Genomic DNA, 15,961 nt, shown 5'->3' with positions numbered 1-15,961 from the left:
GGGCCGGTTTCGCCGCACAAACAGTTAGTCGCCCCTTTTACACCATTATCAGGCGTGTTTATCGCTGCCCATATTGTCTATTGTTGAGTGGGTAGTCAATGCGTGGGAGGAGAGGCTGGGCTGGATTGAACCTGCGGGGTGCTTGCAGGTATGCCGGTTCTGCGTTTCTTTATCCGGATTATGGATAGGTTCCGTTGCAAGAGAACCGTGTCTGGCCGAAGAGCGGCACTCTCTGCATCAATCTGTGTCGCCAATCTGTTAGAATCCGGCGACTGAACTCCAGAGGCCCGTGCCCGCTTTGACCAACAGTAACTTACCTCCCAATACGCCCCCCGGCCATGCGCTTGCTGTGTCTTCTGCACAGGAACAGCAAGCGGCGCAGGTAAGCCGGGCACCGCAGCAGGCGCAGCTGACACCGCAGCAGGCACAGGTGATTGCGCATCAGCAGGGTCATGCCAAGGTGGTGGCGGTGGCGGGTGCCGGTAAAACCACGACGCTGACGCACTTTATTGCTGCCCGTCTGAGCGAGGGCGTAAGCCCACGGCGTCTGCTGGTGCTGATGTATAACCGCGCTGCGCGGGAGGATTTTGAGGCCAAATTAGGTCGCTTATTGCCTCGTCAGGCGTTGCCCGAGGTTCGTACCTTTCATTCGTTGGGGCTGCGTATTTATCAGCGCTTAATTGCTCAGGGTGTCTTGCCGCCGTTTCAGGGCAAGCCGTTATCCGATGGCGAAATGGAGCCCATTGTCTGGCGTTTATTGCAGCAGCTGGCGGATGACGATACCCGTCAGGAAATTCTGTCGCAGCGGAAAAAATGGGTCGAACCGGCACTGGCCTTTATTGATCTGGTGAAATCCGGTCTGCAGCCGCCGGCTGAGGTGTTTGCCGCGCTGGAACTGCCCGACAACTGCAAAATTTTTATCGACCTGTTTGATCTGTTTGAAGACTGGCGCCGTCAGCAACGGCGCATCAGTTATGCCGATATGCTTTACGATCCGGTAATGGCCTTTATTTATCAGCCGGAAATCGCCGCAAAGTTTGGCGGCCATATGCAGTGGATTCTGGTCGATGAGTATCAGGATATTAATGCCATTCAGCAGCATCTGCTGGAAGTGCTGTACGGTGGTCGCGGTTCTGTAATGGTAATCGGTGATCCGGATCAGACGATTTATGAATTCCGTGGATCAAAGCCGGAATTTATTGTTCAGAAATTTGATCAGCAGATGCAGCAGGTCAGTACTTACCAATTGCCGCACACCTTTCGCTATGGCCATGCGCTGTCGCTGCTGGCCAATCATCTGATTACCCATAATAAAGAGCGTGAGCCGGTGCTGTGCCTGTCGCATCCGTCCACGCCGCAGACGAAAGCCAGACTGCATTTTGCCCGTTATGAACCAGCGCTGATTTTAACCCTGATTAAAAGCGAGGCAGAAAAGCAGCCGCTGGAAAATATCGCCGTTATTAACCGCTTATGGGCGCTATGTGCGCCGATTGAGCTGGGGCTTCTGCAGGCCGGTATTCCTTATCAGCTGCATAATTCACAGTCGGTACTGGATCGCTGGGAACTGCAGATTTTCTGGATATTACTGGAAATATCGGCCGGGCGTTTTGCTGCGCGTAATACAGAACAACGTACCGATGCCTGGCTGCAGTTACTGACCACGCCATACCCGAAGATTAAACGCTCAACACTGGAGCAGATTGCCCGCACCATGGCGCAGGCCGATGCCGACTTTGGTGAGGCGCTGCAGGCGGCGGTGCCGGAGGATATGAGTAAATGGCAGCGCCAGCAGCTGGATGCCCGGGCCGAAGTACTGGCCAGTGCTGAGCATGTGGCGATGCCAGCGTACCGGTTATTACAGCAGTATATTGATCAGTCGGGTCTGGAAGACGGCATAGCCGACAGTGCTTTCTCGGCGCAGCAGATTGAAGACCGGCTGCAAACGATTAAGGCCTTTGTGCATTTTATGCGTGAGTCGGAACAGAACAGCCGCAACGCGCTGGATTATCTGCAGCAATTAAAGGCGCAGCGTCTGCAGCAAAGCCGTGAGAAAAAAGGCGGTGTGCATTTAACCTCGATACATAAGAGCAAAGGTCTGGAGTGGCCGGTGGTGATTATTCCCGGTTTAAATGCCCACTATTATCCTTATACCCCCGAAGGTGAATTCACTACGCCAGCCAGCGAAGAAAGTGAGCGGCGTTTGCTTTATGTGGCGATGACCCGCGCCAAACAGCAACTGCATTTAATTGCGCCAGATCCGTTTAAAGATCAGAAACGTGGTGGCGGGCAAACTTCCGCCCGCGACTGGAGCAGCCGCTTTCAGCAGGAGCTGATGGTTGAACGCAGCGTTGATATTGCCCGCGCTATTGAAACGAAATCGGACTCTGTTGCCTTAAAAATACCCCATGGCAGCCCGGCATCCTGGTTGCAGGATTATTGCCGCCAGCTGGATATTAACCTGAAGTTTACCCTGGATACTTCTGCGTCTGCATCGGCAGAACGTACACCGCGGCGGGCGGCACCGGGTTATCCCAAAGCGCCGGCGGATTATATTATCGAACGTAAATATTCGGCCGCAGAAGAACAGCGCCGTATCCGCCATGACACACTCGGGGCTGGGGTCGTGCTGGCGGAAGATGAGCGTTATATTAAAATCCGTTTCGATGGCGAAGCTCAGGCGCGTACGCTGGATAAAAAAACTGCCAGTGCTTTTATGGAAAATGAATAACCGGCCTGATCTGTTTATAGCCCTTGAAACAGGCCGACAAGCTGCAGGAGAAAAGAGACATGAAGTCATTGCTGCGCATTATGCTGACCACGCTGTTTGTTACCTTTATAGCAGCGCTGGCGCTGGAACTGTTCTGGCTGAACAGCACGCCTGAGCAGCGTCAGCACTGGCTGAGCTTAAGTCCGCTGCCACTGGACATTAAGCCCAACGGCTGGCTGTTACCGCAATTATTCAATGCACATACAACGGCTTCTGCGACGACGCGGCCGGGTGTCGCTTCTGAGCGCGCTCCGGGCCGTTATGAGTCTTGGTCTGATACTGCCCCTGCGGCTTCCTCATCCAGCGCAGTGCCGGCTAAAAGTCTGGCGGACAGCATGCCCGGCGGTTACCGCAATCATGGTGGCGCGGAATGTGTGCGTCCACCGACACAGGATATCCGTGATGTTGAACGCGGTGCGGTCTATCGCTGGACCGATAGCGAAGGCAAGGTGCACTTCGGCGACCGGCCGCAGCAGAGTGGGGCGGAAGACCTCAGTAAAAAATACGCCGCGGCGACTCAGGGTGTGCGTCTGGTGATGGAATACCCGGGCTGGGCCGGTGACGCCCAGCTCGAATTTCAGCTGCGGCGTGAAGCCGATTTACTCTACCGCGTATTAACGCGCTTTATTCCGCAGAAAGCCTGGCGTCAGATCAACCTGAATCTGGTGCTGTTTGCCAGTCAGAGCGCCTTTGATGAATTCCGCCAGCAGCAGGGGGCAAACAGTGGCTGGATGGCGTATTACAGTGGCGGCCATAATCAGGCATATCTTGCCCGCCAGCAGCGTGACGAATGGACGCTGCGTATTGCCCGCCATGAAATGACCCACGCGATGATGACCGGCATGCTGGGCACGACACCGATCTGGCTCAGCGAAGGGATGGCACAATATCTTGAAGGTCTGCAGTGGCAGATGAATGCCGGCCAGATAAAAGCCGATGCCGCAGGTTTTAACCGGCTGAGCGCCCAGGGACTGACCGGTTTCAGCGAGCTGGCCGGACGCAGCCATGCTGAGTTTAACGGCATGGCGCAGGATGAGAATTACGCCCGTGCGGCAGCGATGGTGTTTTTTCTGATTGACCATGACGATGGTAAGCGCTGGTTGCGGCAGACTCTGGGCCATTATGCGCAGCATCCCTGTGCACCTTTTATACCGTCACAATTCTTTAATCAGGCCTACCCCGGCGGGCTGGCGGCGGTAAACGGGCGCTACGCCCGCTGGTTACAGGACGGGCATTTCACCACGCACTATTACTGATGACAGGATTGGGTGCGCGGCAGGGGGTGGTACTCAGATAGCCAGTTGTTATACTGAGCGCTTTCGTAGAGATCGGTCGTACAGGTTTATCCGGGTCGCCTTTGCGTAACGCCACAACGCCTTGTTCAGACAGGGCGGTTATATTTCAGTCCGGTGATGCCGGGCCCAACAAGGACAACACCTTATGACCATTGCACAACACAAAATCGTAACCATTCACTACAAAGTTGTTGATGTTGCCAGCGGCGAAGTTATCGATTCATCTGAAGGTGGTCAGCCAATGACTTACCTGCATGGCGCACAGAATATTATTCCGGGTCTGGAACAGGCTCTGGAAGGCAAGCAGGTTGGTGATGAATTTGAAGTCACTGTTGCTCCTGCCGATGCGTACGGCGAGTACAGCGAAGAGCGCGTACAGCAGGTACCAATGGAAGCGTTCGAAGGCGTCGAAAAAGTTGAGCCTGGTATGGCCTTTACCGCTCAGACTGAACACGGCCCGATCAACCTGATCGTGACCGAAGTTGATGAAGCCATCGTTACTGTTGATGCCAACCACCCTCTGGCCGGTAAGTCTCTGAGCTTCAGCGTTAAAGTTGAATCTATCCGTGACGCCAGCGAAGAAGAACTGGCTCATGGCCATGTTCACGGTGAAGGCGGTCATCACCACTGAGTATTTGCCCAAGGGTAAAATACTTAATAAAAAGCCGGCTTATCGCCGGCTTTTTTTATGCATTTTTAATTTATTTTTGCGGATATTTATTTCTGCTTAAAAAATAACGGCTGGTTATTGTCCGCTGGCTTTTTTCAGATCCAGTGGTTCGGCAATATCCACTTCAACGACGGTACCGGCTTTTACATCGGCCAGTGCGCTGACTTCATCAAGGGCATCGCCCCAGATATTACAGGCATTGGACAGGCGGATTTCACCGTGGCGAGAAATAGGTGTTGGCCCGAAACCAATGACAATGCTGCTGCCATCGGCCCAGAAGGCAATATCGCCGGGTTGCACGATATTCACCGCATTATCTTCATAGCTTACCCGTACCGGGCAGTCGAAAATAACTTCCTGCCCCCAGGTTTGTACCGTGGCGGTAAAAGGCACCGCCTTAAGAATGGCCTGAGCAGTTGGGGTGCGGCGCAGTGCAATACGGATTTCGTGGTTTTCAAAACGCATAGCCAGTAACGTCATAAGAAATTCCCCCGTCGTGTCAGTAAAGACAACGGCATAAATGCATCCGCCGGCATCGTGCCGGCGGTGCAGTTCCGTTGCATTGGATTACCTTCAGACTAGCAGAGCGGTTTTTTTGCCGCGCTGCTTTTCTTGGTTCTCAGGCGACGGCCCGGCTGTCAATGATTGCCTTGTTAATAGTAAACAGGATGGCATTAAGGCTGGCCGAGAGGGTGTCACCATCCTGAGCGACCGCGGTATAGCGGCTGCCGCGGATGCTGGCCTGCACAAAGGCCATGGCGGTGGCATCGGAACCTTCACTGATGGCCTGCTCGTCAAACTGGACAATCTGCACGTCCACGCCGGTGGCTTTGTGCATGGCGTCAGCAAAGGCGCTGATGGCACCGTTGCCATGACCATGAATCAGCATTAATTGGCTGCCGTCATTAATAGACGCCTGCACATGATACTGGCTGCCCTGTTTGTCGATCTGGTAACCGGCCAGCGAGTAGCGACCATCGCTGTTCATAAACTCTGTGCGGAATACGCTCAGAATCTGCTCCGGGCTGAGTTCGCCTTCCTGCATTTCGGCGCGGCGCTGAATCGGCTGCGCCAGTTCGATCTGCATCCAGCGTGGCAATGTGGCGCCGATCTGCTGTTCGAGCAGATAAGCAGCACCGCCTTTACCCGACTGGCTGTTGACGCGGATCACCGACTGGTAATTGCGGCCAAGGTCGCGCGGGTCGATTGGCAGATAAGCCACATCCCATGGCTCGTCGTCCTGTTGCTTGCTCAGACACTTGCGGATGGCATCCTGATGGCTGCCGGAGAAGGCGGTATACACCAGCTCGCCGAGCCACGGATGGCGCGGATGAGTCTTGATGTTGGTACAGGCTTCTACGGTGGCGATGATGTCATCGGCCATGCTGATATCCAGCTCAGGATCAACGCCCTGGCTGTACAGGTTCATGGCCATGGTCACGATGTCCATATTACCGGTGCGCTCGCCATTGCCGAGCAGGGTGCCTTCGATACGGTCGGCACCGGCGAGCATCGCCAGCTCGGCGGCGGCTACTCCACAACCACGGTCATTGTGGGTATGAATGCTGATGATCAGGCTGTCGCGCTTGTTCACATGGTCGCAGAACCATTCAATCTGGTCGGCAAATACGTTGGGCATGCTGCTTTCGACGGTGGCCGGTAAATTGATGATGGCTTTTTTCTCTGCAGTCGGTTGCCATACATCGATCACGGCGTTGCAGATCTCAACAGCAAAATCGACTTCGGTGGTTGAGAAGCTTTCCGGTGAATACTGGAATACCCACTCGGTCTGCGGATGGCGTTTGGCTTCGCTGGCAACTTTACGCGCACCGTTCACGGCGATGTCGATAATGCCCTGTTTGTCGAGATTAAAGACACGCTGACGCTGTACCGGTGAGGTGGAGTTATACACATGCACCACCGCGCGGCGTACGCCGGCAAGGGCTTCGTAGGTGCGTTCGATTAATTCATCACGCGCCTGCACCAATACCTGAATGGTAACGTCTTCCGGAATCTGGTTGGCTTCGATCAGCCAGCGTACAAAGTCGAAATCCGGCTGTGAGGCGGCAGGAAAACCGACTTCAATCTCTTTGAAGCCCATGTTGATCAACAACGCCCACATCTGCTGTTTCTGCGCAACGGACATGGGCTCGATCAGCGCCTGGTTACCATCACGCAGATCAACTGAACACCACAGCGGCGCGGTGGTCAGAGTCTGGTCCGGCCAGCGGCGATCGGTTTTGGCGATAACGGTTGCAGGGCGGTACTTACGATGGTTAAAGCGGGCGGTGGTCGGGGTATTCATATCCGGTCCTTGCTCAGATTTTATAAAAACTGGTCATTGATTGCGTGTTTTAAGCCTTTTGAGCTTGTTCGTGTTTCCTTTCTGACTGTCTTTGCTCAGACCTTGTGAGTCCTCTCTGGCCCTGGCCACTTTTGGTGGCTGGGCGGACGCGGTGTCTTGTGAACAGCGCGTTCAGATGCCTTCCGGTAAGGAAGAGATCTGGTTAACAGTATGTGCACAGTATATGCGGCATGCTGGCGTTTATGATTGCAAAGTTGCTATTGATAACCCTTAATTTTGATACAATATTGCGCGATGTTTATTGTCTTTGGCGATTTGTGCCAATGTCTTTTCGTGGCACGGATTGCCCTGACCGGCAACGACTTGTATCAGCTCAACAGAAGGTCGTTTTATGAACTCAGATATGCCCGATGGTATGGCCCGGCTGGATCGTATTGACCAGCGCATTCTCGAATTACTGCAGCAGGATGGCAGTCTCAGCAATCTGGAGCTGGCCGATAAAGTCGGCCTGTCGCCCTCGCCCTGCTCGCGCCGGGTAAAAGCGCTGGAAGAAAGCGGTATGATTCAGGGCTACCGCGCCCATCTGGATGCCCGGCGTCTGGGGCTGGATCTGCTGGCGCTGATTTCGATCAGCATGGATCGCCATACGCCGGAGCGTTTTGATAACTTCGAATCGCAGGTCGCGGCCTGTCCGGAAGTGCTGGAGTGCTACCTGATTACCGGCCAGTCGGCCGACTATGTATTAAAAGTGATCGTGCGCGATATGAATGCCTACCAGCAGTTTCTGCTTGGCACCCTGACCCGTATTGAAGGCGTCAGCGGAGTGCATTCCAGCTTTGTAATGCGTAAAGTCATCGACCGCACGGCGCTGCCATTAGCAACGCGCTGATGGGATGATTTTTCTGTAAGGAGACGATGTGTTAACCCAGGTTGCTTTACCACTGGCTCTGGCCATGATGATGCTGGTGATGGGGCTGAGCCTGCGCCCGGTGCACTTTATCGCGGTGGCGCGTGAGCCGAAGCTGATTCTGCTTGGTCTGGCGCTGCAATTATTATTGTTACCGGCGCTGGCGCTGATGCTGGTTATGATGCTCTCTCTGCCAGCCACGCTGGCCATCGGCCTGATTATTCTGGTGGCCTGTCCCGGTGGTGCCACCTCAAATATTATCAGCCATTTAAGTGGTGGCGATGCGTCGCTGTCGGTCACCCTGACGGCTCTTATTACCTTGCTGGCACCTTTGACGTTACCGCTGTGGGTGAATACCCAGCTGCACTGGCTGAGCCTCGATCAGCTTGAACTGTATCTGCCCTGGCTGCCGACATTAATGCCTTTATTACTGGTGACGGTAGTACCGCTGTTGCTGGGAATGGTGCTGGCGGCGCGTTATCCGCAGCCGGTATTACGGGCGTTACCCTGGTTTAATCGTTTGTCATTGTTGCTGTTTATTATTCTGGTGATCGCCATGGCCGTGGCCAACAGCGAGCGCCTGCCGCAATTATGGTCGCAGGCGACACTGGTGTGTCTGGGGCTGTGTGTGCTGGCGATGGCGGCGACCGCTTTGATCAGTCGTTTACTGCGCCTGAGCGAGCGGCATACGCTGACGCTGATGATCGAAGTGGGTATCCAGAATGCTGGCACCGCCATGCTGATCAGTGCGACCATCCTGCAGCGGCCGGACCTGGCGCTGGTGGCGTTGTTTTATGGCATCCTGATGAATATACCGGCACTGCTGCTGATTGGGCGCCGGGTTTTGCGTCAACCGGCCAGTGTTGTCATGCCGGCAGGAGGATCTTCGCTATAATGATCAGAGCCTATCTCCATCGCAGCCGGACCGCTGCGTTGCCAACCAACAGGGGCCAACTTTGACCAGTCGTCTGTCATCGATAGAAAGTAAGCTGACCTTTTATGTGCTGAGCTTCAGTATTTTTCTGGGGGTGCTGTTCAGTGCCGCGCAGATTGGTTTTGACTATACCGCCGAGAGTCGCCGTTATCATGAGCTTACTGCGCAACTGCTGGAGCGACAGAGTGGCCCGGCGGCGCTGACACTCTATAACTACGATGGCAGTTCGATGCAGAGTATTCTCGACAGTCTGCTGATGAACCCGGCGGTGGTGGCCAGCGTGATTGTGGAAAACGAGACCGGCTTCGAGAAACGTGCCGGTCTGAGCAAACGCGAGCTGAGCGATACCGCTAATTCCTTTTATTACCGTGCCCACGATGTCGAACTGCTGGAACCGGCGATCTATTCCAAGAATCCACGGGTGATTGGCCATCTGACGGTCTGGTCGGATGAGCGTCTGACCCGCCAGGGCTTTGAACGCCGCGCCGGTATTACGTTATTGCTGGATGTGCTGCGCAATATCACGCTGGCGGTGGTGCTGATTCTGGTGTTCCGTGCGCGTCTGACCAGCCCGCTGAAACGTCTGATGGAACGCCTGATGGCCATTGACCCGCGTCAGCCAATAACCGCACCGCTGGTGGTGGAAGGCTCGCTGCGCAACAGTGAACTGGACGATCTGGCGCACAAGATGAACGATGTTTTACGCGCAATGGAAGGCGAAATCAGCCAGCGCCAGCAGGCCGAAAACCGTATCCGTCAGCTGAATGAACAACTTGAAGAAAAGGTAAAAGCCCGCACTCAGGCATTGCATGACAGCAACAGCCAGCTGCAGAGCAGCCTGAACGAATTACAGCGCACGCAGGATCTGTTACTGCAGGCGCAGCGTATGGCGTCGCTGGGTCATCTGGCGGCGGGTATGGCCCATGAAATCAACAATCCCATCGCGGTGGTGTATTCCAATATCGCGACGCTGAGTGAGTATCTGACCGAGCTGATTGGCCTGGCCGATCAGTATCAGGCCGCCGAACATGGTATTGCCGATAAAGCCCTGACACAGGCACTGGTGCAGATGCGTACCGCCATTGATCTGGATTTTGTGCGCGACGACGCCCCGGATCTGGTGCGTACTTCCAAGCAGAGTCTGGAGCGCGTACGTAATATTGTCAGCGAGCTGCGTACCTTTGCCGATACCGAGCATCAGCATAAAGAAATCACCGCACTGGATGAGCTGATGCAGCAGGCGCTGGCCGAGCAGAACATCAGTGCGCGTAACGATTTACGGGTTTACAGCTATTTGCAGCAATTGCCGCAGGTGTCGTGCATCCCGGAACAGGTACGGCTGGTGTTTAACAATATTCTGCACAACGCCGCCGATGCGATGCCCGATGGCGGCACCATTGAAATTGCCGGCGATCTGCAGGATGACTGGGTAGCGGTCATGGTCAAAGATTCCGGCACCGGTATGAGCGAAGAAGATCTGAGCTGTGCCGTTAATCCCTTCTTTACCCGCAAGGAAATTGGTCAGGGTACCGGCCTTGGCCTGACCGTGGCGTACAACGTGATGGTCAATCATGGCGGTGAGCTGCTGATCGACAGCTCTCCGGGTAAGGGCACCGTGGTTACCCTGCGTTTTCCACGCAGCTGACAGAGCCTGTCGCCAGTGCCTGTTAACAGGCACTGAGCAGGCTCTGAATATCCTCCCGTTCTTTCTTTGCGGGGCTTTATGCTCCCGTCAGATTCACCAATTCCTTCAATAATTCCCGTAACCAGCGGTGTGCCTGATCGCGCTCACGGCTCTGATGCCAGATCAGCTGCAGTTCAACCGGTGGGCAGGCAAAGGGCAGGGGCGCGGTCTGCAGTAACTGCTGCCAGAGACTGTGGCTGACCAGCTGTTGCGGTACCACGGCAATCAGGTCGGTACTGGCGACTACCGGCGGAATCGATACAAAACTGCTGACCCAGAGCTGCACCTGACGTGGCAGGTCTTTATGTCCCAGCAACTGCTCAATCGGTGTGCCCTGACGGTTACGTGGCGACAGGCTGACATGTTGCAGGCGGATAAACTCGTCGTAGCTGAGATCGGAGCGGAACTGCGGATGGTTACGCGCGGCAATCACCACCAACGATTCCTGCAGCAGCGGAGCATGGCACAGCCCCGGTTGCGGCTGGTCGACATAATCGATGGCCAGGTCGAGGCGGCCATCCTGCAGACGCTGCACAATATCCGGGCTTTGGTCGGTTTCTATCTGCAGGGCGACACCCGGCGCGCGCTGGCGCAGCTGCTGCATCAGCCAGGGCGCAGCCAGATATTCCACTGCGCCATTGGCACACAGACGGAAATGGCGGCGGCTGGTGGCGGCATCGAAGCTTTGCTGATCGGCCCAGCCCTGTTCAATCAGTTCCAGCCCGTCACGGACTTTGGCGTACAGCTGCAGTGCCCGCGGGGTCGGTTTCAGGCCGCTGGCGGTGCGCACAAACAGATCATCACCCAGCTGCAGGCGCAGACGTTTCAGGGCGTTACTGACCGCCGGCTGACTGAGATGCAGACGTGTGGCGGCACGGGTCAGGTGCTGTTCTTCCATTAAGGCGGCAAACAGCGGCAGCAGGTTCAGATCGAGGGAACGCAGGCTCATGGCTTTCTCACACATTATTCATAATGGTGATAATACATTTTTTAATTATTGATTGGCCTTTATTTAGCCGCCGGCGATAGAGTGGAGACAACTTAAAAATAATAACAACTGTAATAACGACAGGAGATGCTTATGGCCTTTGATCATCTGGCCTTCCGCGCCCGTTACCGTGCCTCCATTGCGCGCTTTTATTCCGGTGGCCTGCATGCGCTGGTGGTCGCGGCAACCGGGCTGGGGGTGATCCTGTACAGCTTCAGTCAGGTGGCGCAGGGCAGTGTTACCGAATGGCTGGTATTGCCGCTGACCATGATGCTGGTGAATTTCGGCGAATACGCCACCCATCGCTGGCTCGGGCACCGTAAAACCCGTATTGGCCGGCTGTTTTATTCGCGCCATACCGGCGACCACCACAGCTTTTTTATTGAATCGGCAATGCCCTTTGAAAGCGTGCGCGACTGGCGTGTGGTGCTGTTTCCGGCCTGGCTGATTTATGTGTTTTTAGTATTTCTGATTATTCCCGGTACCTTGCTGCTGCAATGGCTGTGGTCGGATAACGCCGGCTGGATTTATGCCGCTGCGGCGCTGTGTGGTTATCTGTTTTATGAGGTGATGCACTTCAGTTACCACCTGCCGGCAGGCAGCTTTGTTGAGCGCACGCCGATCTGGTGGCGCTTGCGGCATCTGCACCAGTTACACCATGAACGCGAGCGTATGGCGCAGTGCAATTTCAATATCACCCTGCCGTTATTCGACTGGCTGCTGGGCACACTGTACTGGCGCGCACCGGGCAATCGGGCGACATCCGGGGAGAAAAACCGATGAAACAGACACTGTTTGGCCTGGCCGTGATTCTCGGCGCGCTCTATATCCTGCTGTGGCCGCTGCATCCCTATCCGCTCAGCTATGTCCTGAAAGCCAGCCCGGTATTGCTGCTGGCGGTTGTTGCCTGGCTGCAGTACAGGAACGCTGAAATCAGTTTACGGGCAGCCTGGCTGTACGCGCTGGCGATGCTGACCTCAGCCGCGGGGGATGTGTTTCTCGACTTCGACCGCAGCCTGTATTTAAAGCAGGCGCTGGCCGCGTTTTTGCTGGCGCAGCTGAGTTATATCGCGCTGCTGTGGCCACTGCGGCAGAGCCGCCGTGGGGATGCGCTGCGGGCCGGCTTGCCGGCGTTGTTTGCGGCCTTTCTGCTGTGGCAGTTTTACCCCAATACCGGCGCGCTGTGGTGGCCGGTGCTGATCTATGTGCTGTGTTTATGGGGTATGGCGGTACTGGCGTTACGCAGCGGCAACCGCTGGATTGCCGCCGGCGGTGTGCTCTTTATGCTGGCCGACAGCCTGATTGGCGTAAACCGCTTCTGGCTGCCGTTTGAGCACTCCATACCGGTGATTGTCAGCATCTATATCAGCGCTCAGTTACTGCTGGGGTATGGCCTGTTGCTGGCGGCGGATTCACCTCTGCTGAAAGCAGCAACCGGCAGGCAGAAAAGCATGGCGGAATCCGCTCCGGCAAGCTGAAATCCGTGATTGCGTCAGGGCGGTGGATGGTTTAGTTTGCCGCTTCTTTACGGTCATTATTGGCCAGTTCTGTCGCATAGCAGTGTGAGTGTTCCCATGGCAAAAAAATCTTCTTCCGGTGGTCTGGTGTATTCAACCGAGTTTGGTCGTGCCTGTCCTGAGTGTCGCGAACCTCAGGATCAGTGCCGTTGCGGCGAACCCGAAGTACCCGCTGGAGACGGTATTGTGCGCGTCAGCCGCGAGAGCAAAGGCCGTGGCGGCAAAGTGGTGACCATTGTTAGCGGTGTGCCTTTACTGGGCGCCGAGCTGAAGACGCTGGCGAAAGAACTGAAGCAGAAATGCGGCGTGGGCGGCGCATTAAAAGACGGACTGATTGAGATTCAGGGCGATCAGCGTGACCTGCTGGTCAGCGAGCTGAGTAAGCGTGGTTTCACCGTTAAGAAAGCAGGTGGCTGAGATGCAGGCCACTTCTGCTGGCGCTCAGACAGATTCCACAGCACCGCGTGCGCTGATCGTTTACGCCCATCCCCAGCATCAGCATTCCTACGGCAACCGCGAATTACTGGCGGCCGTGCAGGGGCTGGAGCAGGTCACCGTGCATGACCTGTATGAAGAGTATCCCGATTTTCATATCGACGTGGCACGCGAGCAGGAGCTGCTGCTGTCCCACGACCTGATTATTTTTCAGTTTCCGCTGTACTGGTACAGCGCCCCGGCCTTGCTGAAAGAATGGCAGGACCGGGTGTTCGACTTTGGCTTTGCCTATGGCCAGAACGTGCAGCAGGAACAGCAATCTCAGGCGCTGGCGGGTAAGGCGCTGTGGCTGGCGGTTACCGCCGGTGGGCCGGTGAACTCCTTCCGCGAAGAAGGCATCAGCCGCCGTCCGCTGAGCGACTATCTGCTGCCCTTTGAGCAGAGTGCCGCGCTCTGTGATATGCGTTATCTGGAGCCGTTTGCTGTGTACCGCATCCGCAAGCTGACCAAACCTTATCTGCAGGAACGCGCCGAAGAATACCGTGCGGCGCTGTTGCAGCACCTGCGCGACCTCAGCAACCGCCCGTCACAGGAGAATGCCGATGCATGACAGTGGCTTAATGCAGCAGGCTTTTGTTTTTCTGCTGTCGGCGGTGGTGGCGGTGCCGCTGGCCAAGCGGCTTGGTCTTGGTTCGGTACTGGGTTATCTCTGTGCCGGTGCGGTGATCGGCCCCTTTGCGCTGGGTTTAATCGGTAACGACGTTGAAGGCGTGATGGCCTTTGCCGAATTCGGCGTGGTAATGATGCTGTTTCTGGTCGGTCTTGAACTCGACCCATCGCTGCTGTGGCGTATGCGCGTGCCTATTTTAGGACTCGGCGGCCTGCAGGTGGTGGTCACCAGTGTGCTGATTCTGCTGGTCGGTGTGCAGCTGGGCTTTCCCTGGCAGCAGAGTCTGGCGGTGGGCATGATTCTGGCGATGTCATCCACCGCCATTGTGTTGCAGACCCTGAATGAAAAATCACTGCTGAAAACCGAAGCCGGGCAATCGGCCTTTGCCGTGCTGCTGTTTCAGGATATTGCCGTGATTCCGATGCTGGCCATTCTGCCGCTGCTGGCACTGGACAGCTCGCTGGTGGCTGCGGCTTCGCACACCGGTTTGTCCGGCTGGCAGAAAACCCTGCTGGTACTGGCGGTGGTGGCCTCCATTGTGATTGTTGGCCGCTGGGTCAGCCGCCATCTGTTCCGCATTATTGCCAACACCCGTATGCGCGAAACCTTTACCGCCACCGCACTGGCGCTGGTGGTCGGCATTGCGCTGCTGATGGAGCTGGTCGGCCTGTCACCGGCACTGGGCACCTTCGTTGCCGGCGTGGTATTGGCCAACAGTGAATACCGCCACGAGCTGGAAGCGGAGATTGAGCCCTTCAAAGGTCTGCTGCTGGCGCTGTTCTTTATTTCCGTTGGTGCCAGCATCGACTTCGCCTTGCTGGCGGCGAACCCCTGGCTGGTGCTGGAACTGGTGCTGGGGCTGATCATCATCAAAATGCTGGTGCTGATTGTGCTGGCGCGGCTGTTTGGTCTGTCGGCGCAGAGCAACGGTATCTTTACCTTTGCCCTCGCTCAGGGCGGCGAGTTTGCCTTTGTGCTGTTCACCTTTGCCGGTAATAACCAGATTTTACCGGCGACGATGATTGAGCCGCTGGTGCTGGTGGTCGCGCTGAGCATGGCGGCGACACCGCTGCTGATTATCCTTAACGAGCGCCTGATTCTGCCGCGGCTGTCGGGCAATAACAGCACGCGCCCGCACGATCAGATCGAATCGGAAGAGGCGCGGGCTATCGTTGTCGGCTTTGGCCGTTTCGGCCAGATTGTTGGCCGTCTGCTGCGTATGAACGGCTTTGCCATTACGGTTCTGGAGCACGACGCGACTCAGGTCGATACCGTGCGCCGTTTTGGCCATAAGGTATTTTACGGTGATGCCGCGCGCCTCGATCTGCTCGAAGCCGCCGGACTGGCCGACGCCGAGCTGCTGGTCGTCGCCATCGACGATCATGAACGCTGTCTGCAAATCGTCGAAGTGGTGCGCCGCCATTACCCGCAGCTGCGCATTATTGCCCGTGCCCGAGGTCGTCGTCAGGCGGCGGAACTGCTGCGTGCCGGGGCTGATCATGTGGAGCGTGAAACCTTTAACTCAGCGCTGGCGCTGGGGCGCGAAGCACTGCGTTCGCTTGGCTTCCGCGCTTATCAGGCGCAGCGTGCGGCGGAACTGTTCCGCCACCATGATGAGCTGAATGTGCGCTCGCTGGGCGAAGTGCTGGACGATGAATCGGCCTTTATTAACCGCGCGCGCCAGCATGCCGTCGATCTGGAACAGGTACTGAAAAACGACCAGAAGGTCGATGCCGAAAGTGGTGATCAGGCCTGGGATCGGGACTAGCCTGTATCTCAGGCTGTATCT

The 15,961-nt window shown here is 56.1% G+C and carries 14 protein-coding genes; 11 read left to right on the top strand and 3 right to left on the bottom strand.

Annotated features, from left to right (window positions below):
• Positions 1-298 precede the first annotated feature (298 nt).
• The 3 genes from LGT44_RS02860 (at position 299) to LGT44_RS02850 (ending at position 4,693) form a co-directional block, all read left to right on the top strand.
• Positions 299-2,728: an ATP-dependent helicase gene (locus tag LGT44_RS02860; RefSeq protein ID WP_230333519.1), complete on the top strand. Its 2,430-nt coding sequence runs from the start codon at positions 299-301 to the stop codon at positions 2,726-2,728.
• A gap of 59 nt (positions 2,729-2,787) precedes the next feature.
• Positions 2,788-4,023, top strand: a complete 1,236-nt coding sequence (locus LGT44_RS02855; RefSeq protein WP_230330471.1) for a DUF4124 domain-containing protein — start codon at positions 2,788-2,790, stop codon at positions 4,021-4,023.
• 184 nt (positions 4,024-4,207) lie between these two features.
• A complete protein-coding gene (locus LGT44_RS02850; RefSeq protein WP_145465959.1) occupies positions 4,208-4,693 on the top strand; it encodes an FKBP-type peptidyl-prolyl cis-trans isomerase in 486 nt (161 codons plus the stop codon).
• 114 nt (positions 4,694-4,807) lie between these two features.
• On the opposite strand, the gene LGT44_RS02845 is transcribed toward LGT44_RS02850, so the two are convergent.
• Together LGT44_RS02845 and leuA are read right to left on the bottom strand one after the other, a co-directional pair.
• Positions 4,808-5,212, bottom strand: coding sequence for a cyclophilin-like fold protein (locus LGT44_RS02845; RefSeq protein ID WP_145465958.1), 405 nt, complete (start codon positions 5,210-5,212; stop codon positions 4,808-4,810).
• Positions 5,213-5,351: 139 nt separating this feature from the next.
• A complete protein-coding gene (gene leuA / locus LGT44_RS02840; protein ID WP_230330472.1) occupies positions 5,352-7,037 on the bottom strand; it encodes a 2-isopropylmalate synthase in 1,686 nt (561 codons plus the stop codon).
• 391 nt (positions 7,038-7,428) lie between these two features.
• Here leuA and LGT44_RS02835 point away from each other — a divergent pair, with 391 nt between their 5' ends.
• From LGT44_RS02835 to LGT44_RS02825, 3 genes are all read left to right on the top strand, one after another.
• Positions 7,429-7,926, top strand: coding sequence for an Lrp/AsnC family transcriptional regulator (locus tag LGT44_RS02835; protein ID WP_225693373.1), 498 nt, complete (start codon positions 7,429-7,431; stop codon positions 7,924-7,926).
• A gap of 28 nt (positions 7,927-7,954) precedes the next feature.
• Positions 7,955-8,839 carry a bile acid:sodium symporter family protein gene (locus LGT44_RS02830; RefSeq protein ID WP_230330473.1) on the top strand — a complete coding sequence of 295 codons (885 nt, stop codon included), beginning with the start codon at positions 7,955-7,957 and terminating at the stop codon, positions 8,837-8,839.
• Positions 8,840-8,900: 61 nt separating this feature from the next.
• On the top strand, positions 8,901-10,523 hold the full coding sequence (locus tag LGT44_RS02825) for a sensor histidine kinase (RefSeq protein ID WP_145465955.1): 1,623 nt from the start codon (positions 8,901-8,903) through the stop codon (positions 10,521-10,523).
• A 76-nt stretch (positions 10,524-10,599) separates the two neighbouring features.
• Here the strand turns inward: LGT44_RS02825 and LGT44_RS02820 are convergent, their stop codons facing one another.
• Positions 10,600-11,511 carry a LysR substrate-binding domain-containing protein gene (locus LGT44_RS02820; protein ID WP_225693377.1) on the bottom strand — a complete coding sequence of 304 codons (912 nt, stop codon included), beginning with the start codon at positions 11,509-11,511 and terminating at the stop codon, positions 10,600-10,602.
• A gap of 132 nt (positions 11,512-11,643) precedes the next feature.
• Between LGT44_RS02820 and LGT44_RS02815 the strand changes: the two genes are divergently transcribed.
• From LGT44_RS02815 to LGT44_RS02795, 5 genes are all read left to right on the top strand, one after another.
• Positions 11,644-12,333, top strand: coding sequence for a sterol desaturase family protein (locus LGT44_RS02815; protein ID WP_230330474.1), 690 nt, complete (start codon positions 11,644-11,646; stop codon positions 12,331-12,333).
• Entirely contained in the window at positions 12,330-13,028 is a 699-nt protein-coding gene (locus LGT44_RS02810) for a lysoplasmalogenase (protein WP_230330475.1), read from the top strand. The genes LGT44_RS02815 and LGT44_RS02810 overlap by 4 nt, the downstream gene beginning before the upstream one ends.
• A gap of 96 nt (positions 13,029-13,124) precedes the next feature.
• Positions 13,125-13,484 carry a translation initiation factor Sui1 gene (locus LGT44_RS02805; RefSeq protein ID WP_230330476.1) on the top strand — a complete coding sequence of 120 codons (360 nt, stop codon included), beginning with the start codon at positions 13,125-13,127 and terminating at the stop codon, positions 13,482-13,484.
• A gap of 1 nt (position 13,485) precedes the next feature.
• On the top strand, positions 13,486-14,112 hold the full coding sequence (locus LGT44_RS02800; protein WP_230330477.1) for an NAD(P)H-dependent oxidoreductase: 627 nt from the start codon (positions 13,486-13,488) through the stop codon (positions 14,110-14,112).
• Positions 14,105-15,940 carry a monovalent cation:proton antiporter-2 (CPA2) family protein gene (locus tag LGT44_RS02795; RefSeq protein WP_145465949.1) on the top strand — a complete coding sequence of 612 codons (1,836 nt, stop codon included), beginning with the start codon at positions 14,105-14,107 and terminating at the stop codon, positions 15,938-15,940. The genes LGT44_RS02800 and LGT44_RS02795 overlap by 8 nt, the downstream gene beginning before the upstream one ends.
• The last annotated feature ends 21 nt before the right edge of the window (positions 15,941-15,961 follow it).

It is taken from the genome of Thalassolituus alkanivorans, assembly GCF_020447205.1.
In the GTDB taxonomy this organism is placed as follows: Bacteria; Pseudomonadota; Gammaproteobacteria; order Pseudomonadales; family Oceanobacteraceae; genus Venatoribacter; species Venatoribacter alkanivorans.
This window is presented reverse-complemented; position numbering and strand designations above follow the sequence as displayed.